Annotated in this window: 15 protein-coding genes and 2 pseudogenes; 11 read left to right on the top strand and 6 right to left on the bottom strand. The window is 71.1% G+C overall.

Annotated elements, in window-relative coordinates:
* Positions 1–285 precede the first annotated feature (285 nt).
* Together ACVMYR_RS29180 and ACVMYR_RS29175 are read left to right on the top strand one after the other, a co-directional pair.
* Positions 286–1,206, top strand: a complete 921-nt coding sequence (locus ACVMYR_RS29180) for a hypothetical protein (RefSeq protein WP_396789027.1) — start codon at positions 286–288, stop codon at positions 1,204–1,206.
* A 530-nt stretch (positions 1,207–1,736) separates the two neighbouring features.
* A pseudogene (locus ACVMYR_RS29175) lies at positions 1,737–2,778 on the top strand (NAD-dependent epimerase/dehydratase family protein).
* On the opposite strand, the gene ACVMYR_RS29170 reads toward ACVMYR_RS29175, so the two are convergent.
* On the bottom strand, positions 2,758–3,132 hold the full coding sequence (locus tag ACVMYR_RS29170) for a hypothetical protein (RefSeq protein WP_396789173.1): 375 nt from the start codon (positions 3,130–3,132) through the stop codon (positions 2,758–2,760). The pseudogene ACVMYR_RS29175 and the gene ACVMYR_RS29170 overlap by 21 nt on opposite strands.
* On the opposite strand from ACVMYR_RS29170, the pseudogene ACVMYR_RS29165 reads away from it, so the two are divergent.
* Positions 3,110–3,328, top strand: a pseudogene (locus tag ACVMYR_RS29165) (IS3 family transposase); the annotation flags it as partial. The gene ACVMYR_RS29170 and the pseudogene ACVMYR_RS29165 sit on opposite strands and share 23 nt — an antisense overlap.
* Positions 3,329–3,735: 407 nt before the next feature.
* Positions 3,736–4,299: a dihydrofolate reductase family protein gene (locus ACVMYR_RS29160; RefSeq protein ID WP_457123350.1), complete on the top strand. Its 564-nt coding sequence runs from the start codon at positions 3,736–3,738 to the stop codon at positions 4,297–4,299.
* A gap of 134 nt (positions 4,300–4,433) precedes the next feature.
* Here ACVMYR_RS29160 and ACVMYR_RS29155 read toward each other — a convergent pair whose 3' ends face one another.
* The 4 genes from ACVMYR_RS29155 to ACVMYR_RS29140 form a co-directional block, all read right to left on the bottom strand.
* On the bottom strand, positions 4,434–5,279 hold the full coding sequence (locus ACVMYR_RS29155) for an ABC transporter ATP-binding protein (protein ID WP_396789030.1): 846 nt from the start codon (positions 5,277–5,279) through the stop codon (positions 4,434–4,436).
* 96 nt (positions 5,280–5,375) lie between these two features.
* Positions 5,376–6,221 (bottom strand): ABC transporter permease, encoded by an 846-nt coding sequence (locus tag ACVMYR_RS29150; RefSeq protein WP_457123349.1) that lies wholly within the window; start codon positions 6,219–6,221, stop codon positions 5,376–5,378.
* Positions 6,218–7,060: an ABC transporter permease gene (locus ACVMYR_RS29145; RefSeq protein ID WP_144082701.1), complete on the bottom strand. Its 843-nt coding sequence runs from the start codon at positions 7,058–7,060 to the stop codon at positions 6,218–6,220. Before ACVMYR_RS29145 ends, ACVMYR_RS29150 begins: the two co-directional genes overlap by 4 nt.
* A gap of 56 nt (positions 7,061–7,116) precedes the next feature.
* Positions 7,117–8,082, bottom strand: coding sequence for an ABC transporter substrate-binding protein (locus ACVMYR_RS29140; RefSeq protein WP_457123348.1), 966 nt, complete (start codon positions 8,080–8,082; stop codon positions 7,117–7,119).
* A gap of 553 nt (positions 8,083–8,635) precedes the next feature.
* Between ACVMYR_RS29140 and ACVMYR_RS29135 the strand changes: the two genes are divergently transcribed.
* The 7 genes from ACVMYR_RS29135 (at position 8,636) to ACVMYR_RS29105 (ending at position 18,410) form a co-directional block, all read left to right on the top strand.
* Positions 8,636–8,764, top strand: coding sequence for a hypothetical protein (locus tag ACVMYR_RS29135; RefSeq protein ID WP_278128908.1), 129 nt, complete (start codon positions 8,636–8,638; stop codon positions 8,762–8,764).
* 441 nt (positions 8,765–9,205) lie between these two features.
* Complete coding sequence (locus tag ACVMYR_RS29130; RefSeq protein WP_457123347.1) at positions 9,206–12,028, top strand: AAA family ATPase; 2,823 nt, start codon at positions 9,206–9,208, stop codon at positions 12,026–12,028.
* A gap of 154 nt (positions 12,029–12,182) precedes the next feature.
* A complete protein-coding gene (locus ACVMYR_RS29125) occupies positions 12,183–14,906 on the top strand; it encodes an AAA family ATPase (protein WP_457123346.1) in 2,724 nt (907 codons plus the stop codon).
* Positions 14,907–15,057: 151 nt separating this feature from the next.
* On the top strand, positions 15,058–15,828 hold the full coding sequence (locus ACVMYR_RS29120) for an MBL fold metallo-hydrolase (RefSeq protein ID WP_228986611.1): 771 nt from the start codon (positions 15,058–15,060) through the stop codon (positions 15,826–15,828).
* 136 nt (positions 15,829–15,964) lie between these two features.
* Positions 15,965–16,774 carry an alpha/beta fold hydrolase gene (locus ACVMYR_RS29115; RefSeq protein WP_457123345.1) on the top strand — a complete coding sequence of 270 codons (810 nt, stop codon included), beginning with the start codon at positions 15,965–15,967 and terminating at the stop codon, positions 16,772–16,774.
* Positions 16,775–16,788: 14 nt separating this feature from the next.
* Positions 16,789–17,619, top strand: coding sequence for an alpha/beta fold hydrolase (locus ACVMYR_RS29110; RefSeq protein ID WP_228986612.1), 831 nt, complete (start codon positions 16,789–16,791; stop codon positions 17,617–17,619).
* A complete protein-coding gene (locus ACVMYR_RS29105) occupies positions 17,616–18,410 on the top strand; it encodes an alpha/beta hydrolase (protein WP_457123344.1) in 795 nt (264 codons plus the stop codon). Before ACVMYR_RS29110 ends, ACVMYR_RS29105 begins: the two co-directional genes overlap by 4 nt.
* 142 nt (positions 18,411–18,552) lie before the next feature.
* Here ACVMYR_RS29105 and ACVMYR_RS29100 read toward each other — a convergent pair whose 3' ends face one another.
* On the bottom strand, positions 18,553–19,344 hold the full coding sequence (locus ACVMYR_RS29100) for an inositol monophosphatase family protein (protein ID WP_457123343.1): 792 nt from the start codon (positions 19,342–19,344) through the stop codon (positions 18,553–18,555).
* Positions 19,345–19,478: the final 134 nt, after the last annotated feature.

Below are 19,478 nucleotides of genomic sequence, written 5' to 3'. Positions count from 1 at the left end.
GCAGGGCTGACGCCGATAGGTGACTTCGGTGCTGGCATACTAGATCTCAATTCTGACGACTCGGCCGGAGCTCGCGGGATACTTCTAACCGACCCCGGAACCATTATTCCACTGCGGAATCCAACCGACGAAGAACTACAACACTATCCACTCGAAGAATCATCTCGGCGGGTTAAGGTGAGAAATATTGGCCTTGGCATATGCTTGCGCCGGGCGGGCGGAAGTTTGCTTTACGGGGCAGCGCGCTTACTGGTAGCTGAGAACGGGCTAGGCTTCGGAAGCACATTGGTCCTGCACTGCGAGGAGAACTGGACAGAAGACCAAAACGAATTTGTCACGCATCTGTTTGATTTGTGCAGAAAATCCGCACCGCACTATGAGCCGAAGCCTGAGGCGAAGTCTACACCGTGGCAAGTGGTAACTGCCCTACTGGGCGGGGCCAGGTCAGGCGATTCACTGCCGAACAGTTGGCAGCGGGAGTTCCGGTTTGCAGCGGGCTTGTACGGCATTAGCCTCGACCTGCGCCCCAACCCTGACTCAGCAAGAGCTGCGGTCGTCAACGATATCCAATCAAAACCTCCTACAGCGCTTCTAGTCTGGGCAAACTTCGTTACAAGTCCAGCCTCCTTCATTCAACCGTTCCTTTCTGCCCGCCCGAGCGGTTACGCTGCACTACTGGGATCGCAGCAGCAGGAATTTTCCTATGAAGACCACACTGCCGAGCTACTCATGCACCTCGTTGAGATTTCAGGGCTTGCAAGCAACCGGCAATCGCCACTCAAGCTGAATACATGGCAGGAGGTGAAGGCGGAGATTCTGCTTTTGGAGGGCAAGCATTTCGTCCTCTCCGACCGAGCGCGCTCCATGCTCGACGGCAACCCCTACCCGAAGCCCGAGCGAATGTACGATCAAGTTCGCAGACTTTCCCTCGTTGCTAAGACGTATCACGAGCAAGATGGCAATCTCGGGGTCAGCATTGCAGAATTCTCAATAACAAATCACGGCATCGAAGTTGCGCTCACCGACAAGGGGCTAAACCCCCCAGAAGTGCGGATTGAGCGCATTCTCCAACCGTTCCATGCGATACCGCACGTTAAGGTAGATGACGCCAAAAGCCCAGATCAATGTGGCCGAATATACTTTGCGATTGACCAACAGCAGAGACGGTTGGTTGTAGATCACATCGGCTTACACGACTACGGCTGATGCGCAAACCTGCTACGGCAGCCTAATCCTCACCGCCTACGGAGCCGGAAGCGTATTGGCAACTCCATCCCTGGAGTCGTCTAGCCCCCGCCGGAGGCAGCTCTAACCCCACCCTCCGCCCCCTTGCCACCTCGGACCCGTGAGATGGCCCGCGTGCTTCCTTGGCAACTCGCCTGACCGACCGCACACCGATCCGCAGTGAGGCATCACGCGATGGAAGAGAGCGTAGGAACTTTGGTCGTCCTAGTGCCCGGTCGATGCCGGGACTCGTTACCGGGTTACATGCTAGCTCACGGGTGATGTCCCGGGCGGGCGTGTGCTTCGGGCTAGCTGACTTTTCGCCCCACCGCCGGAGGCGGACGGGGCGGCAGCTCCGTAAGAGCCGGTTACCGCGCCCGGCCCGCGCAGCGCGTCAGCGCCTCGATCTCTAGCACAGGCCAACTAGGCAACAGACCACAGGCAGAATCGGCCATGTACGCCAGGAGACCTCCCCGTTCATCCTTGACGGCTTTTCTCGGCATGATGGTCCAGTGCGTTTGCTGGTGCTCGGTGGAACCTGGTTCGTAGGCCACGCGGTCGTCACGGCCGCCCTTGGCGCGAGGTGGGAGGTGGGAGGTGACGACGTTCAACCGGGGCTCGTCCGGGCCGGACATCGATGGCGTACGCGCGGTCCAAGGGGACCGGACGCAGCCGGCTGACGTCGATACCCTGGCCGCCGCCGGGCCGTGGGACGCCGTCGTAGACACCTCCGGCTACGTACCGAGGAACACCCTCGACGTGGCTCGCACGCTCGCTCCCGTCGCCGGCCGGTACGTCTTCATGTCGACGGTGAGCGTCTACCAGGATTGGCCGGTGAAGCCGCTCAGCGAGGAATCCGAGGTGCTCTACTGCCCACCGGATGCCGGGCCGGACTACGGCACCGACACCGAAGACGGACCGACGCAGTACGGCTACCAGAAGTCGGGGTGCGAGGCTGCCGCACTGGCCGCGTTCGGCCCGGATCGGACAACGGTCCTACGGCCCGGTGTGGTGCTTGGTCCGCGCGAGTACGTCGGCCGGCTGCCCTGGTGGCTGCGCCGGGTCGCTGCCGGCGGGACGGTTCTCGCACCGGGCTCACCGGATCGGTCGATTCAGCCCGTCGACGTCCGCGACCTGGCCGCGTTCGCCTTGCGTACCGCCGCCGAGGGCATCTCCGGCGCGTTCAACGTCTGCGCCCCCGTCGGCGGGGCCACGTTCGGGGAGCTGCTCGCGGCGTGCGCCGACGCGACCGGCGCCGCACCGCGGTTCGAGTGGGTGCCAGATGACGTGCTTCTCGACCAGGGCGTGCGGCAGTGGTCCGAGCTGCCGCTCTGGCGCACCTTCGAGGGTGTTTGGCGAGTTGACCCGTCACGCGCGCACCGAGCCGGCCTGCTCTGCCGGCCGCTGGCCGAAACCATCGCCGACACCTGGCGGTGGCTGGTCGAGACCGGGGAGGTGAGCGCCCACGACCGGGCCACCGAGATCGGGCTCAGCCGTGACAAGGAAGCGCGGGTGCTCGCCGCGTGGCGAGCGTCAGGAGAGTGGACGGGCTGACGTCTCCGCGAGCCAGACGGAGATTCGTTCGGCGAGTTGCTGCGCTTCCGAGTTCTCACGCCACGCGGGCGTGGTCAGTAGCCGACCGACCTTCTCCAGCCGCCCGGCCAGCGACACGTTCCGCTTCTGCGCCGGTAGGTCGAGAACGCCTTGCAACGCTTCGGCCACGCCGTCTCGGTCGCGCATGTGCAGGTGAGCAACGGCCACGTCGATCTGCGTCCCGTTGATCTGGGAGTACGGCCGACGGGACAGCGGCAGAGCTTCACAGACCTGCAACGCCTCACGGGCGTACCTCGCCGCCTGCTCGCCGTTACGCAGATCCAGCCAGGCCGCCGCCGGCGACAACGCCGCCATGAAGGCGTTCTTCGGCCTGCTACAAAACAACGTCCTCGACCGCCGAACCTGGACGACCCGGCAGCAGCTCAGGACCGCGATCGTGACCTAGATCGAACGGACCTACCACCGCCGACGACGCCAACGATCCCTGTCCCGGTTGACCCCCATCGAGTACGAGACCATCATGACCCCACCGGCCAGTCAGGCCGCGTGACTGAAACTGTCACCTATCGGTGCAGCAGACCCTCGTGGAGCATGGGGGACTGTCCGGTCAGCGGGAGCACCCTAATTGTCTGAATGGCCCTAACCGGGCAGGCTCCCATGCTCGGCTCTGCCGAACGGGGGCCTACAGAATGGCGCTGCCGACCCCAAGCACCTGACGACCCCGCCTGCGGCACTGCCCCGATCCGGTCACTACTGCAGCCCCGGATCTGCCATTGACCAGGGGTGGCACCACCAGAGATTTTTCACATGACGCGCCGCACAGTGGGCTGGCAACCCCGTGCCGGCGGGCACGCCACCTCCCCTCTGATGAGCCGGCCTTCGGTGTGGCCTGACCGATGATTCTTCCGCGCCGTGCTGGTCTGTATGCCGAGGACCGAACCACGAGAGGCTGACACGATGCGGAAACTGACCTTCGGCATGAACCTGAGCCTGGACGGCTACATCGCCGCGCCCGGCGACGACCTCGGCTGGAGTGTGCCGAGCGACGAGTTGTTCCAGTGGTGGTCCGACCGGGTGGGGGCGACGGGCACGGGGCTGTACGGGCGCAGGCTGTGGGAGATGATGAGTTCCCACTGGCCGACCGCCGACCAGCGGCCGGGTGCCACCCCGGCGGAGATCGAGTTCGCCCGCCGCTGGCGGGACATGCCGAAGGTGGTGTTCTCCTCGACGATCAGCACGGTCGACTGGAACGCGCGCCTGGTCGCCGGCGACGCGGTCACCGAGATCGCGCGGCTCAGGGCCGAGGACGGCGGCTCCCTGGACATCTCCAGCCCCACCCTCGCCGCCGGGGCCATGCGCGCCGGGCTGATCGACGAGTACACGCTCGTCACCCACCCGGTCCTGCTGGGCGGCGGTAAGCCGTTCTTCACGGCCCTCGACAACTGGGTGAACCTGACCCTGGTGGAGACCCGGACGTTCCCTGACGGCGTGGTGCTGACGAGGTACGAGACCAGGCGCTGAGAGCGGCCGCAGGTTCGGGTCCGACGGAGCGCCCTGCCCGGACGCACCACAACGCAGGGGCGACGCCGACGTGCCCGGTCACGCTCCCGGCGATGGTTGCCGGGCAGCGTGACCGGGCCTGGGCCCGCGACGGGTCAGTGCGGGTCGCCGGACAGGGAGGTGCGCCGCTGCGACGCCATGACCAGGGAGTAGACGTTCTCGCGGAGTTCGCCGAAGAGCGCCGTCTGCTTGGTCGCGATCTGGTCGCGGGGCCGGTCGAGTTCGACCGGCAGGTCCTCGACGACGACGGACGGCCCCTGCGACAGCACGACCACCCGGTCGGACAGGTAGACGGCCTCGTCGATGTCGTGGGTCACGAACAGCACCGTCGTGCCGGTCTCCGCCCAGACCTTGAGCAGCAGATCCTCCAGGCTGGCCCGGGTCTGGGCGTCCACCGAGGCGAAGGGCTCGTCCATGATCAGCATTTCCGGCCGTACGGCGAGGCCCCGCGCGATGGCCACGCGCTGTTGCATGCCGCCGGAGAGTTGCCACGGGTGCAGCGCCGCGGCGTGGGCCAGGCCCACCATCTCCAGTGATTCTCGTACGCGGTCGCGGATCTCGGTGCGGGGCAGGCCGCGGTCCCGCAGGGGGAGGGCGACGTTCTTCTCGACGGTGAGCCAGGGGAACAGCGATCGGCTGTAGTCCTGGAAGACGACCGCGACGCCGTCCCGCGGGCCCGACATGCGTTCCCCCCGGAACATGACGGCCCCGGTGGTGATGGGCAGAAGCCCGGCGATGCACATCATGAGGGTCGTCTTGCCGCAGCCGGACGGGCCGACGACCGACACGAACTGGCCGGCGTGCACGGCGAAGTCGATGCTGCGGACGGCCAGCACGTCGCCCTTGCGCGAGGGGTAGGACTTTCCGAGTTCCTGTACGGCCAACACGGGCGTGTCGGTGCCGGGGCCCGGTTGGTGCGGTTGGATCGTCACGGGATTCATCCGGGACTCCTCTACCTGATGTCGTTGTCGTCGGCGGCGCGGGGAGTGGTCGGCGCGGGGAACTGTCGGCGCGGGAAGTTGTGGGTGCGAGACCCGCTAGTGGCCCTCCGCGCCCTCTGGCCGCACGTTGCGGTGCCACCTGAGCAGCACCCTCTCGACGACGGCGAAGATGGCGTTGAAGAGGATGCCCAGCAGCGCCAGCAGCACGATGGCCGCCCACAACTCCGGGAACCGGAACAGCCGCTGCTGGCTCACGATGTAGAAACCGAGGCCCGCCGTGGCGGCGTACAGCTCGGAGATCACCATCAGCACCAGGGCGATCCCGATGCTGATCCGCATTCCCGCGAAGATCGCGGGGCTGGCGCCGGGCAGCAGGACCTGGAGGAAGTAGCGGCGTCGGGTCAGCCGCATGCTCTTGGCGGCGGTGACCACCGTGCGGTCGAGTCCCCGTACCCCGTCATAGGTGTTGATGAGGATCGGCCACAGGCAGCCCAGCGCGATGAGGAAGACGTTCATTCCGCTGGTGATGCCGAAGAGCACGATGGCGATGGGCAGGAGCGCGGTCACCGGCACGGACATGCCCAGCCGGATCAACGGGTTGAAGAACGCTCCGGCGGGTCGCCACACCCCGATCAGGATGCCGGCGCTGATGCCGATCGCCGCCGCCGCGCCGTAGCCGAGGCCGAGTCGGGCGAGACTGGGCAGGACGTCGACCCGGAACTGGTCGCTGAGGAAGAGCGACGACGGCGAGCCGGAGAGCCAGGTGTCGACGAACGCGACGAAGATCTGCGACACCGGCGGGACGAACAGGGACCCGGCCAGCCGGGCGGCGATCTCCCACACCACCAGCAGGGCCGCGAGCAGCCACAGCGACTGCACGCCGCGTCCCATCGCCTGCGCCGAGGCGGCCAGGCTCGACCGCTTCGCACCGTGATCGCTCATCGTCCGCTCTCCCGTTGGGCCTGGCCCCAGGGGACCACCAGGCGTTCGACCAGGTTGAAGCCGTAGTAGAGGGCCATCCCGAGCAGCCCCACGAGGAGGATCCCCGCGTAGACGAAGTCGGGTCGTTGCGCCTGCTGGTACGTGGTGATCACCGTGCCCACCCCGCTGGTGGCGCCGAGCAGTTCGGCCGAGAGCACCACGATGAGCGCCGTCGAGCTGGCCACCCGCAGGCCGGTGGCGATCGACGGGGCCGCCGAGGGCAGCACGACTCTCGTCAGCAGCCGCGTTCTGCCCCAGCCCATGCTCCGGCCGGTGGCCAGCATGAGCGGTTCGGTGTCGCGCACGCCGTACATGGCGTTGAGCAGGATCGGCCAGAAGATCGCGTAGATCGCCAGCGACACCTTCATCTGGGTGCCGAGGCCGAACAGCAGGATGGCGATCGGCAGGAACGCCGAGGAGGGGATCGACCGGCCGGCGTGCACGACCGAGGACGAAGGTCGGTAGAACGCGGAGAAGTAGCCGAGGGTCAGGCCCAGCGGGATGCCGACGGCGCTGGCGGCGAGCATGGCGAGCAGCCAGGCCCACAGGGTCTGCGCCACCTCCGTCAGGAACGTCGCGTCGACGAGGAGTTCGCCGGCCCGCCGCATGGTGGCCGCCGGGTACGGCAGGGAGTCCGCCGAGACGGCCCCGGTGCGTACCACGAGTTCCCACACCACGAACATCGTCGCGATGCCCGCCAGCCCGTACGCCCAGTCGGGCGTCGGGCCCCTCCGGCGTGCCGCGGTGGGCACGCCGGGGGGCGACGGGGCGGGGACATCAGCCTTGACCGGGTGGCTCACTCGAACATCCGACACCCCTGTCACGTCCTCTCCCTTGACGGTCGCCGGTCGCCGGTTCAGGACCGGGCGAAGTCGGCGACGAAAGGCTCAAGATCGGGCTTCTTCTGCATCATCTTGAGGTCGATCATCTGCTGTGCCATCCGGTCCAGCGCGGCGAGGTCGACGGCGGCCTCGATGGCGTTCTGCGGCTGGGCGGCGAGGGTCTCGGCCGGCACCTTCTGGCACTCGGAGAGCAACCGGAACGACTCGTCCTTGTTGGCCGGGTCGTTGAGCTGCTGGGCGGTCTCGGTCATCGCCTCGTGGAAGCGCTTCGCCGCGTCGCCCTTGGCCACGAAGCTCTTCGCGGCGACGTAGGTCGCGATGTAGACCTTGTTGCTGCTGGCGAAGGGGTCCGCCAGGCTGCGTACGCCGTCGTTGTTGTTGCCGAGCAGCGAGTAGCCGAGCTGGGCGGCGTCGACCCGCCCGCTGAGCACCGCGGGGATCTGCTCGGCGAAGGGCAGCGCCACGAAGCTCACGCTCTCCGGCTCGACCCCGTTGGCCTTCAGCCAGCTCGCGGTCACGATCTGGTTGATGCCGTTGATCTCGTTGACCGCGATCTTCTTGCCGGCGAGGTCGGCGGGCGACGTGATCGGGGAGTCCTTGCCGACGAAGACGCCCTGCGCGGGCTTGGCCGGCGGCAGCGCGTTGACGTTGGCGCCGGACACCATCTGGATGGGGAAGCCGGTGTTGTAGGCGTTGATCGCGGTGTATCCGTTGACGTACCCGAAGTCGGCCGCCCCGGAGAGCACCGCGGCGACGGCGGCCGAGCCGCCCCCGGACCGGACCAGCTCGACGTCGAGGCGGTGCTTCGCGTAGACGCCCTTCGAGATCGCCCAGGTGTTCCAGATTTCGCAGCCGAACGTCGTGACGGAGACCTTCGTCGTGGCGTTCGCGGAGCCGGCGGCGTCGTCGCCCCCGCCGCAGGCGCTGGCGAAAAGCAGGGCGGTGACGGCCGCCGCCGCACCGATACGTCGTGAAATCATCTTGTCACTCCTATGTGTCCACACGGGACCCGGCATTTCCCACCGGTGCTGGCAACAGCAGGGACCGGTGCCGGGTAGGCGCTTGTCGGTTACGACGCGATACGGGCTCCACCGCTGCGAACTCGCCCGCCTGGCACTGGAATCGCCCTGCGGTCTCGGTTCGACGCGTCTTGCCCTGGCTTGGAAGGGGGTGTGTGTGACCGCGTGCCTGCTTCGGTGGGATCCGGCCCGGTGCCGCAAGGGGCCTCGGGCGGATTCACGGAATGGCCGAGCAGGGTTGGTCGCCGGTCGGTTCAGGCTGACGGGCTGCACCCCAGCAGCACCCTGACGCCTCGCCGACTTGGAGCGAACGTACGTGCCACCAGGAACCCTGTCAAGATGCGGAATGGGATCTCGCATCGCGTGAGGGGGCGAGTCGGCAGGGCCGGCCGCCCCGACCGCCCGACAGGCAGGCTGAGCAGGCGTAACGATACGTCTTCACCGGTTGACGGGGCAGGCGGCGGCGGCTAGCTTCTCCAGCAGACAGCGCCGGCCCGTCGACCCGGGAGTGGACATGAGCTTGGAGACGCCCCCCGAGGCAGTTCCAGCCATCTCCCGCGCGCCGATCGGCCACTGGAAAGGGCCGGAGTTCCCCGCCATCCGCCCCGGCACCGGGGCCGGGAAGGCGCTCGTCCCGTTCTGATCGGGATCCCCGCGTCTCGTAGCACCCTGCCCACATCCGGGCGGGCTGTTCGCACCAGCCACCGCTCCGTCCGCCCACGTGGCGGGCGGCCGACGTGCTGGTGGTCGAAGAGGCACGAGACGCTGAGCAGCACGACGCGTGGCCCCGGCACACCCCTCGCCCTCGACGGCGGGCCGGTGGCCGACGCGGCGTACCTGCATCTTCCGCCCGGAAGGCCCCGACGCATGGAGGCCGAACCCGCTCCCGAGACCCCAGCCGGGCAGGCGGATTCGGTCCTCTGACCCCAGTGCGCGCGGCGGCCGGCGACGTCCGGGACACCACCTGCGGTCGGCCCCCACCCAGGATCTCGGTACTGCCGCAGCACGGTTCGCGGTGCGACGATGACAGCGTGCGCAGACGTGAGAACCAGTTGCGGTCCCGGCGACACGTCCGTAACCAGTCGTGGCCGACGTGACCTGGGGCGGGCCGCCTGCCGCAGGTGATCGGCGCGCCCGGCTCCTCGGCCGGGACGACGAGCTACGGCGGATCGACGAGTTGCTGACGGCGGCCCGTGGTGGCCACGGCGGTGGGCTGGTGGTCAACGGCGAGCCGGGGATCGGAAAGACAGCGCTGCTGGAGGCGACGGCCTCGGCGGCGGAGGGCTTCCGGCTGCTGCGCCTGGACGGCTACGAGGCGGAGTCCGCCATCCCGTTCGCCGGGGTGCACCGGCTGACGATTCCGCTGCGCGATCACGTCATGGTCCTTCCACAGCGGCAGCAGCAGGCGTTGCAGGTCGCAACCGGGCTGGCGGACGGCCCGCCGCCGGATCGTTATCTCGTCGGCCTCGGCGTGCTGGGCCTGTTGACGGCGGCCGTCGTCTCGACGTCGCCGGTCGTGTGCGTGGTCGACGACGCCCATCTTCTCGATGCCGAGTCCCTGGACGTGCTGGCGTTCGTGACTCGTCGCCTGGAGGCGGACCGCGTCGCGTTCGTGTTCGCCGCCCGGGACGAGCCACAGGTCGCGGAACGGCTGGCCGGGCTGCCCGTGCTTCGCCTACTCGGCCTGGCGACGGGGCCCGCGGTGCGGCTGCTGACGTCGGTGTCGCGGGAGCCGATCGATCCGGCGACGGCCGCGCGGGTCGCCGCCGCCACCGGGGGCAATCCGCTGGCGCTGATCGACCTGGCCGACGAGCTGAGCGTGCGGGAGCTGACCCAGTCCAGCGTCGGCGCCGAGCCGATTCCGGTGGGTGGCCGCCTGGAGGCCTTCTATCTGCGTCAGGTACGCCGGGCAACGCCGCAGCAGCAGTTGTGGCTGTTGATCGCCGCGGCCGAGTCGACGGGCAACGTGGACCTGGTCCGGACGGCGGCGCGGCGGCTCGGGCTCGCCGGCACGTGGGGCGACGAGGCGGAGCTGCGGGGACTGGTCGAGTTCGGCACGTCGCTGCGATTCCGTCACGCGCTGGTGCCCTCGGCGACATACAACGGCGCGGCGGGGGCCGAACGTCGCCGGGTCCACGGTGCGCTGGCCGAGGCGGCGGAGTCCCTGGGGCTGGTCGAGTTGGCGGCCTGGCACGCGGCCAAGGCGACGATCGGCACCGACGAGCACGTCGCCGGCCGGCTCGAACGGGTGGCGGAGCTGGCGGGGCGGCGCGGCGGGTTCACGTCCCGGGCCGGGGTCCTGACGCAGGCGTCGAGGCTGACCCCGCCGGGGCCGGTCCGCAACGGCCGGCTGGTCGCGGCGGCCGAGGCCGCGTTGGCGGCGGGGGCGGCGGGGCTGGCGCGCAGCCTGGTGGACGAGGTGAGCGCGGAGGCGCTGGATCCGGTCACCCGGGGCCGGTTGACCCGCGTCCGGGTCGACCATGCGTTCTTCACCGCCGGCCCGGACGTGGTACGCGGCCCCGCCGACATGCTCACGGCGGCCTCCTGCTTCCACGGCCACGATGCGGCGGCCGAGCAGGAGGCGCTGCTCCAGGCGTTCCTGCGTGCGCTCGTCGTGGAGCGGCTGGGGCGCGACGTCCCGCTGCCGGCGCTGGGCCGGCGGCTGCTCGACGGCGCAGGTCTCGGCCACAACGCAGAGCGCGGCAACGGCGCACAGCGAGACAACGGCGCGGAGCGCGGCGACAGCGTCGCCGCGACGATCCTGCGCGCCCTGGGCACGTTCATCCTGCGGTCCTATCGGGAGGCCGTGCCCGAGTTGCGGGTCGCGCTGGCGGCCATCGACGGTCTCGACGGCACCGACCTGCTGAAGTACGGCGTGATCAGCGTCGCGCTGACGACGGCGTTGTGGGACGAAGCCGCGATCCGCCGCTGCCTGGAGCGGACCGCCGCGACCGCCCGGGACCTGGGTTCGGTGCAGATGCTCGACACCGCCCTGTGGGTCCTGTCGCTGTCCCTGCTGCACATCGGCACTCCGCGTGCGGCGCAAGAGCACATCGACCAGGTGCGCGAGCTGCGCCGGGCCATCGGCTACGACGCCGAGCACGTCGTCAACGCGGCGCTGCTGGCCTGGTCCGGTGGCCCCCGCGAGGGGGTGGAGGCGATCGCCGAGGCGGCACGGGCGTCCGGCTTCGGCGGGGTGCACGCCTCCGGGGTGTCCGCGCTGGCCGTGCGCGACCTGGCCGAGCGCCGCTACCACGACGCGTACGCGCGGCTGAAGCCGCTCATGGACACGCCGTTCCTCCAGGTGACGCCACTGAACTACGCGGACTTCGTCGAGGCCGCCAGCAGGATCGGGCGCACCGACGAGGCGGTCGGGTTCGTGGAGCTCCTGGAGGACATGGCGGCGGTCAACGGCTCGGCCTGGACGAGGGGGCTCGCGCAGCGGGCGCGCGCCCTGGTGTCCGGCGACACCGACGCCGAGCGGTGGCACGCTGCTGCCGTCGCGACGCTCGGGCCGACCGCGTTGACCGTCGAGCTCGGCCGGTCGCACCTGGTCTACGGCGAGTGGCTGCGACGACGCAGGCGTCGCCGGGAGGCCCGGGAGCAGCTCAGCCGGGCGGTCGGGATCTTTGACGACGCCGGTGCGCCGGCGTTCGCCCAGCGGGCCCGCACCGAGTTGGCGGCGATCAGCCGGTCGCCGACGACCGACGAGCCGCCCCGGCGGCTCGACCTGACCCCACAGGAGCTGGCGGTCGCCCGGCTCGCCGCCGCCGGGGCGACCAACGCGGAGATCAGCGCCACGATGTTCATCAGCCCGAACACCGTCGACTATCACCTCCGCAAGGTCTTCCAGCGGCTCGGCGTCACCTCCCGACGACAGCTCGCCGGCCGCCTCGACCAGTCGTGACCCGGGGGACTACGTGCGGCACGTGGTCCGCGCCCGCTGACGGGCCCGCAGGCTGGAGGGGCCGGGTCGGCGGGCGGGCCGCCGCTCACAGCCGGGTGGCGCCGAGAGGGAGGGGCCGCCGTCGATGGTCCAGTCAGGTGACGGCCGAACGGCAGTGCACGGTCGGCACGACGAACTGGCCGCCGTCGCGCGCCTGCTGGCCGACGGCCGCGCGGGCCGGGGCGCGGCGCTGGTCGTACGCGGGCAGGCCGGGATCGGCAAGAGCGTGCTCCTGTCCGCCGCCCGCCGGTGTGCCACCGACGCCGGCATGCTGGTGCTCGCCGCGAGCGGGGCAGAGGCGGAGTCGGCGCTGCCGTTCGCGGGGCTGCACCAGCTCCTGGCCCCGCTGCTGGACGACCTGTCGTCGCTGACCCCACGACTACGGGGCACGCTGCGGGGCGCGTTCGGGCAGGAGGGGACCCGGCCGGACCTGTTCACGATCGGCCTGTCGGTGCTGGAGCTGCTCGGGGAGCGGGCGGCCAGGACCCCGCTGCTGATCGTGGCGGAGGACGCGCACTGGCTGGATCCGGAGACGCTCGACGTGCTCGTCTTCGTCGCGCGCCGCCTCGCCGTCGAGCCGATCGTGGCGATCATGGCCGTCCGTGCCCCGCACGCCGACGTGCTCGCCGGTGGCGGCATCGGCCAGCTGCACCTCGACGCACTCGACGACGACGCCGCCGGGCGGGTGCTGGCCGACCATGCGCCCGGGCTCCCGCCGGGCCTGCGCAACCGGATCCTGGCGGAGGCGGCGGGCAACCCGCTCGCCCTGGTGGAGCTGCCCCGGTGCGTCACGTCCGGGAGCCTCGACGAACTGCCGGAGCTGCTGCCGCTCAACGAGCGGCTGGAGAGCGCGTTCGCCGACCGGTTCGGGCAGTTGCCCGCGCCGACCCGGGCGGTCGTCGCCGCGTTCTCCGCCGACACCACCTGCCGGTTGCCGGTCGTGCTCGCCGCCGCCCGGGCGCTGACCGGCACCGACGTGGCCGTGGACAGCTTCCAGCCGGCGATCGACGCGGGCCTGTTGCAGATCCAGGGGCGGCGGCTGCAGTTCCGGCACCCGCTGATGCGCTCGGCGGTGTACCGCTCCGTCAGCGACTTCGCCCGGCTCACGGTGCACTCGGTGCTGGCCGACGCGCTCGCCCACGACCCGGACCGCCGGGCCTGGCACCGCAGCGCCGCGGTTCTCGGCCCGGACGAGGAGGCCAGCGCGGAGCTGGAGGCCGCCGCCGCGCGGGCGCTCGAACGGGGGGCGCTGGGCGTGGCGGTGGCCGACCTGGACCGGGCCGCCGACCTCACCGACAGCCCGGCGCGCCGTTCGTCGCTGCTGCTGCGGGCGGCGGAACTCGCGTCGCAGTTGCACGACCGTACGGTCGCGGGGCAGTTGGCCGCCAAGGCCGACCCGGCGGCGGGCGGTCCCGCCGACCGGGGCCGGCTGGCCCTGGTCCGCGACATCGTCGATCCCGGCGACATGGATGACCCGGGCCGCATCGACCTGCTCTGCGAACTGGCGGTGGAGGCGCACGCCGCCGGTGACACGGACCTGGGGGCGCTGCTGTGTTGGCGGGCGGCGTCGCGCTGCTGGTGGGCCAGCCTGCCTCCGGAGGTCGGCGCGCGGGTCACGGCCGTACTCGGCAAGCTCGGCCTCGCCGACGACGATCCGCGCACGGTGGCGATCGCCGCCTACGCGCAGTCGGAGGCGCTCGGTGCCGCGATCCTGCGGCAGTTGTCCACGCTGGTGCCCGACCGCGCCGACGTCGACGGCATGCGTTCCCTGGGTGGGGCGGCGCTGGTCCTCGGCGACTTCGTCACCGCGTCGTCGTTCATGGCGACGGCGGCTGCGGGCTACCGGGCCGGGGGCCGGGCGGCGTTACTGGCCCGCACCCTGTCCTCCGCCGGGTACATCCGGCTGTGGCTGGGTCGGTGGCCGTCGGTGCGGGCCGACCTGGAGGAGGCCGAGGCGCTCGCCGAGGAGACCGGCGACCACTTCTGGCTCGTCGCCTCTCGGGCGGCGCGCGCCATGCACGAGGCGATGTGCGGCAACAGCGACGCCGCGCACCGGCTCGCCGACCAGGTGCTAGCCAGCCCGCTGGCGACGGGGGTGCGGTTCGCCACCCAGGCCGCCCAGCACGCCCGTGGGGTCGCCGCGAACGCCGCCGGGCACCACGACGAGGCCCTCGACCTGCTCGTGCGCACGTTCGATCCGCAGGACGTGACGTTCCACCTCGACATGTCCGGCTGGGCGCTGCCGGACCTCGCCGACGCGGCCGTCCGGTCGGGACGGCAGGACGGGATCCGGGGCATCGTGGCCCGGGCCGCGCAGCGGGCGGCGCGTTTCCCGTCGCCGATGCTGCACCATTCGCTCGCCTACGCCGTCGCCGTGCTCGCGCCCGAGCGGGAGGCGGGCGCGCGGTTCGCCGAGGCGTTCGCCCTGGATCTCGGGGCGTGGCCGGTACACCGGGCCCGGCTGAACCTCGCGTACGGTGCGTGGCTGCGCCGCCGCCGGCACATCCTGGAGTCGCGGGTGCCGCTGCGGATCGCCCGGGACGGCTTCGAGGCCCTCGGCGCGGCGGCCTGGGGCCGGCTGGCCCGGGAGGAGCTGCGCGCCGCCGGGGAGGAGAGCGCGGGGCGTGCGGTGCCGTCGCGGGAGCAGTTGACCGCGCAGGAGTTGCAGACGGCGATGCTCGCCGCGGCGGGGCTGAGCAACCGCGAGATCGGCCAGCGGCTGTTCGTGTCGCACCGCACGGTGAGTTCGCACCTCTACCGGATCTTTCCGAAGCTCGGCATCACCGCCCGGTCGCAGTTGCGCGAGGCGCTCGCCGCGCTCCCGCACGGCGCGGGCTGACGTTCCCGCACGGCACGGGCTGACGCGGTCGACGTACGGCAGTCAACGTACGGATGCGCGCCACCCACAGCCCGTGCATCGTTGGCCACGGCGCGTGCCCACCGCCGCGCGACCGGACGACGTGAGGACGGCATCGTTGAAGGACGTACGAGTGACGCACATCGGGGGCCCGACGGCCCTCATCGACGCGGCCGGCTGGCGCATCCTCACCGACCCGACGTTCGACGGTCCCGGCCGCCGCTACTCGTTCGGCTGGGGCACCAGTTCCCGCAAGGAGCACGGTCCGGCCCTCGACCCCGACGATCTCGGGCCGGTCGACGCCGTCCTGCTCAGCCACGACCACCACGCCGACAACCTCGACGACCGGGGCCGCGCCTTCCTCGCCGGGGTTCCGGTCGTCGTCACCACCGTGCCCGGGGCGCGGCGGCTGGGCGGCGGCGCGCGAGGGCTGCGCCCGTGGGCGCGCACGGAGCTGGCCGCCCCCGGTCGGCGGACCATCGAGGTGACCGCCACGCCGTGCCGGCACGGTCCGCCGCTGAGCCGCCCGATCACCGGTGCGACGGTCGGTTTCGCGCTGCGCTGGGACGGCCAGGAGCACGGGGTCCTCTGGATCACCGGGGACACCGTGCTGTATCGCGGCGTGCGGGAGGTGCCGCGCCGCATGACGGTCGACACCGTGCTGCTGCACCTCGGGGCCGTGCGGTTCCCGATCACCGGTCGGCTGCACTACAGCCTGACGGCGGCGGAGGCCGTCGAGCTGTGCACGCTGGTCCGCCCGCGCACGATCGTCCCCGTGCACTACGAGGGCTGGTCGCACTTCAGCCAGGGGCGGGCGGCGGTCGAGGAGGCGTTCGCCGCCGCGCCCGACGGGTTGGGCGACCGCCTGCACTGGTTGCCGCTGCGCCCCCGGGACCGCCGCTGACCGGCCGATCGGGCGGTGCCGCGCCGGCGGATCGGCGGTACGCACCGTCGGAGGACCGTCAACGTACCGATGCCCGGAGCAGGTGCGCTCCCCCACGCTGATTGACACATCGACCTGCACGGAAGGAGCCCGACCGATGCACACCACTCGTCGTACCCTGCTCGCCGGAACCGCGGCGGTCGCCACCGGTGCCCTTGTCGGGGCGCCCGCCGCCGCGGCCCAGGCGCGGCCGGCGGCCGGGACGAAGCCGACCGTCGTGCTCGTGCACGGCGCGTTCGCCGACGCCTCCGGCTGGACCGAGGTCGCCCGCCTCCTGCGCTGCGACGGCTACCCGGTGATCGCGCCGGCCAACCCGTTGCGCAGCGTCTCGGCCGACTCGGCCTACCTGGCCAGCCTCCTCACCACGCTGCCCGGCCCGCTGGTGCTGGTGGCGCACTCGTACGGCGGGATGGTCATCACCAACGCCGCCGCCGGCAACCCGAACGTCAAGGCCCTCGTGTACGTGGCGGCGTTCGCCCCGGACCAGGGCGAGACGTTGCAGGGGCTCCAGTTGCAGTTCCCCGGCAGCAAGCTCGACGAGGCGGCGCTGGACTTCCGCCCCTACCCGACCCCCGACGGCGTCGGCAGCGTCGACGGCTACGTCAAGCCGGCCGTGTTCCGCGACGTGTTCGCCGGTGACCTGCCGCAGGCCACCACCGACGTCATGGCGGCCACCCAGCGCCCCGGCGACGTCCACACGCTGCTGGAGCCGTCCGGCGCGCCGGCCTGGCGGTCCATCCCGAGCTTCTACCTGGTCGCCCGCAACGACAACCTGATCCCGCCGGCCGCGCAGCGGTTCATGGCGCAGCGGGCCGGTGCCCGCACCACCGAGGTCACCGCCTCGCACGTCGCGATGATCTCGCAGCCGCGGGCCACCGCGAACCTCATCAAGACCGCGACCCGCTGAAGGGACCGACCATCATGTACGTGACCGCCGCCGACGGCGCACAGATCTACTACCAGGACTGGGGTGCCGGCCGCCCGGTCGTGCTGTCGCACGGCTGGCCGCTGAACTCCGACAGCTGGGAGGCCCAGGCCCTGTTCCTGGCCGGCAACGGCTACCGGGTCGTCGCCCACGACCGGCGCGGCCACGGCCGCTCCACCCGCACCTGGCACGGCAACGAGATGGACACCTACGCCGACGACCTCGCCGCCGTCCTCGACGCCCTCGACCTGCGGGACGTGACGCTGGTGGGGTTCTCCACCGGCGGCGGCGAGGTCGCCCGCTACATCGGCCGCCACGGCACCGGCCGCATCGCGCAGGCCGTGCTCGTCTCGGCGGTGCCGCCGTACATGCTCCAGGGTCCGGACAATCCCGGCGGCGTGCCGGTCGGGGTGTTCGACGCGATCCGCGCCGGCTCGCTGGCCGACCGGTCGCAGACCTATCGGGACCTCGCCGACGGCCCGTTCTTCGGCAACAACCGTCCCGGCGTGCACGTGTCGCAGGGCATCCGCGACGCGTTCTGGTTGCAGTCGATGGCCGCCGGGCACCGCAACGCCTACGAGTGCATCGCCGCCTTCTCGGCCACGGACTTCCGCCCCGATCTCGCCCGGTTCGACGTGCCCACGCTGGTCGTCCACGGCGACGACGACCAGGTCGTACCGTTCGAGGTGGGCGGCATGGCGTCGGCCGCGCTCATCGCGAACGCCAGCCTGCTCGTCTACCCCGGGGCTCCGCACGGCATCACCGACACCCACAAGGAGCAGCTCGGCGACGACCTGCTGGCCTTCCTGAAGGAGTACGACTCATGAGCACGATCGTCCTGATCCACGGCCTCTGGGTCACGCCGCGCAGCTGGGAGCACTGGGTGCCCTACTACGAGGCGCAGGGGCACACCGTCCTCACCCCGGCCTATCCCGGCTTCGAGGTCGAGGTCGAGGCGCTGCGGGCCGACCCGACGCCGATCGCCACCGTCACCGTGCCCGACACCGTCGCGCACCTCGAAAAGATCATCACGGCGCTGCCGGAGAAGCCGATCATCATGGGTCACTCGTTCGGCGGCACCCTGACCCAGCTCCTGCTCGACCGGGGCCACGGCGCTGCCGGCGTCGTCATCGACTCGGCCCCGCCGGAGGGCATCCGGGTCACCCCGCCGTCGCAGATCAAGTCGCTGTTCCCGATCCTCAACAACCCGGCGAAGCGGCACCAGGCGGCCGGGTTCACCCCGGCCCAGTTCCACTACGCCTTCACCAACACCCTCTCCGAGGAGGACGCCCAAGCGGCCTACGACCGTTACGCGATCCCCGCCCCCGGCAGCTGGGTCTGGGCGTACGGGCTGCTGGCCAACTTCACCCCCGGCAAGCAGGAGACCTGGGTGAACTTCCGCAACGAGCAGCGCGCCCCGCTGCTGTTCATCGCGGGCGGCGCGGACCACATCATGCCCCCGTCGGTGAACCGGTCCAACGCCCACCACTACAAGGCCCCCGGCACGGTCACCGACTTCCACGAGTTCCCCGGCCGCTCCCACTGGACGTGCGCCGAGCCCGGCTGGGAGCAGGTCGCCGACTACGCGCTGGACTGGGCCCTGCGGCACGCCCGCTGAGCGGGGGTGCCGGCGACTGCGGCGCAGGCACGGCGGGTCGTCGCCGCGCCTGCGCCGCAGTCCGCGGAGGCGAAGCCACGAGGACGGGCGGAACCGTGGCGCAGGTGCGCCGGGGATCGTGGGCCCGCCGAGCCGACGGGGCTCACGCGCCGCCGCGGATGAGGGCCAGCAGGGCGGCATGCGTCCGATCGTCGGCGGCCACGACGAGCCCGCCGACGCCGGTGTGCAGCGGTTGGCCGTCGATCCCGGTGACGACGCAGCCGGCCGCCTGGCAGAGGGCGATCCCGGCGGCGAAGTGGACGCTGTCGCGCAGGTGGCCGTCCGTGACGTACGCGGCGCGGCGTCCGGCGGCGACCCAGGCCACGGCCAGGGTCGTGGACACCACGCGGGGGCGGAACTGCTCGATGAAGCCCTCGTCGGCCAGCATGCGGGCGGCCATGAAGGTGTCGTTGTTCGGGAACGGCGGGTCGAGGTTGACGTCGACCAGCCTGGACCCGGCTGACGGGACGAGCCGCTCGTCCCCGCCCCGGCTGCGCACGTACGCGGCGTCGCCGTCGGTCCAGAACACCTCCTCGGCGAACGGGTCCGCCGAGGCGGCCACCGCGGTGCGCGTCCCGGTCCGGAGCGCCACGTTGACCGAGACCAGCATGTTCCTCGCGGCGTAGTTCACCGTTCCGCACAGCGGGTCGACCAGCCACACGCGGCCGTTATCCTCCCGGCCCCTGCGTCCGCCCTCCTCACCGAGCACGACGTCGTCCGGACGCGCGGCGCGCAGGACGTCGACGATGGCCGCCTCGGCGGCGATGTCGGCGGTGGTGGCGAAGTCGCCCCCGGCCTTGTCGATGCGCCCCAGCGCCGATCCGTAGTGGGCCCGGACGACCGCAGCACCGGCATTCACCGCATCGAGGACCAGCGCCACATCAGAGATCGACATGAATCGACCCTAGACGAGCAGCTCCGATATCCAGGCATCACCCACCCCCACCCCACCCCACCCCACCCCGCCCCGGATGCGTCGATCTTGCACTTTCGGCCCTACAGAAGGGCGCTTCATCCCTTTCGCCCGGG

The organism is Micromonospora sp. PTRAS2, assembly GCF_054052245.1.
The sequence above is the reverse complement of the archived record's forward strand: the minus strand, read 5'-3'. Positions and strand labels throughout refer to the sequence as shown.

Coding starts and splice junctions, on each gene's coding strand:
- ACVMYR_RS29170 (WP_396789173.1), bottom strand. CDS start 3,132: ATGGCGGCGTTGTCGCCGGCGGCGGCCTGGCTGGATCTGCGTAACGGC.
- ACVMYR_RS29160 (WP_457123350.1), top strand. CDS start 3,736: ATGCGGAAACTGACCTTCGGCATGAACCTGAGCCTGGACGGCTACATC.
- ACVMYR_RS29155 (WP_396789030.1), bottom strand. CDS start 5,279: ATGAATCCCGTGACGATCCAACCGCACCAACCGGGCCCCGGCACCGAC.
- ACVMYR_RS29150 (WP_457123349.1), bottom strand. CDS start 6,221: ATGAGCGATCACGGTGCGAAGCGGTCGAGCCTGGCCGCCTCGGCGCAG.
- ACVMYR_RS29140 (WP_457123348.1), bottom strand. CDS start 8,082: ATGATTTCACGACGTATCGGTGCGGCGGCGGCCGTCACCGCCCTGCTT.
- ACVMYR_RS29135 (WP_278128908.1), top strand. CDS start 8,636: ATGAGCTTGGAGACGCCCCCCGAGGCAGTTCCAGCCATCTCCCGCGCG.
- ACVMYR_RS29115 (WP_457123345.1), top strand. CDS start 15,965: ATGCACACCACTCGTCGTACCCTGCTCGCCGGAACCGCGGCGGTCGCC.
- ACVMYR_RS29110 (WP_228986612.1), top strand. CDS start 16,789: ATGTACGTGACCGCCGCCGACGGCGCACAGATCTACTACCAGGACTGG.
- ACVMYR_RS29105 (WP_457123344.1), top strand. CDS start 17,616: ATGAGCACGATCGTCCTGATCCACGGCCTCTGGGTCACGCCGCGCAGC.
- ACVMYR_RS29100 (WP_457123343.1), bottom strand. CDS start 19,344: ATGTCGATCTCTGATGTGGCGCTGGTCCTCGATGCGGTGAATGCCGGT.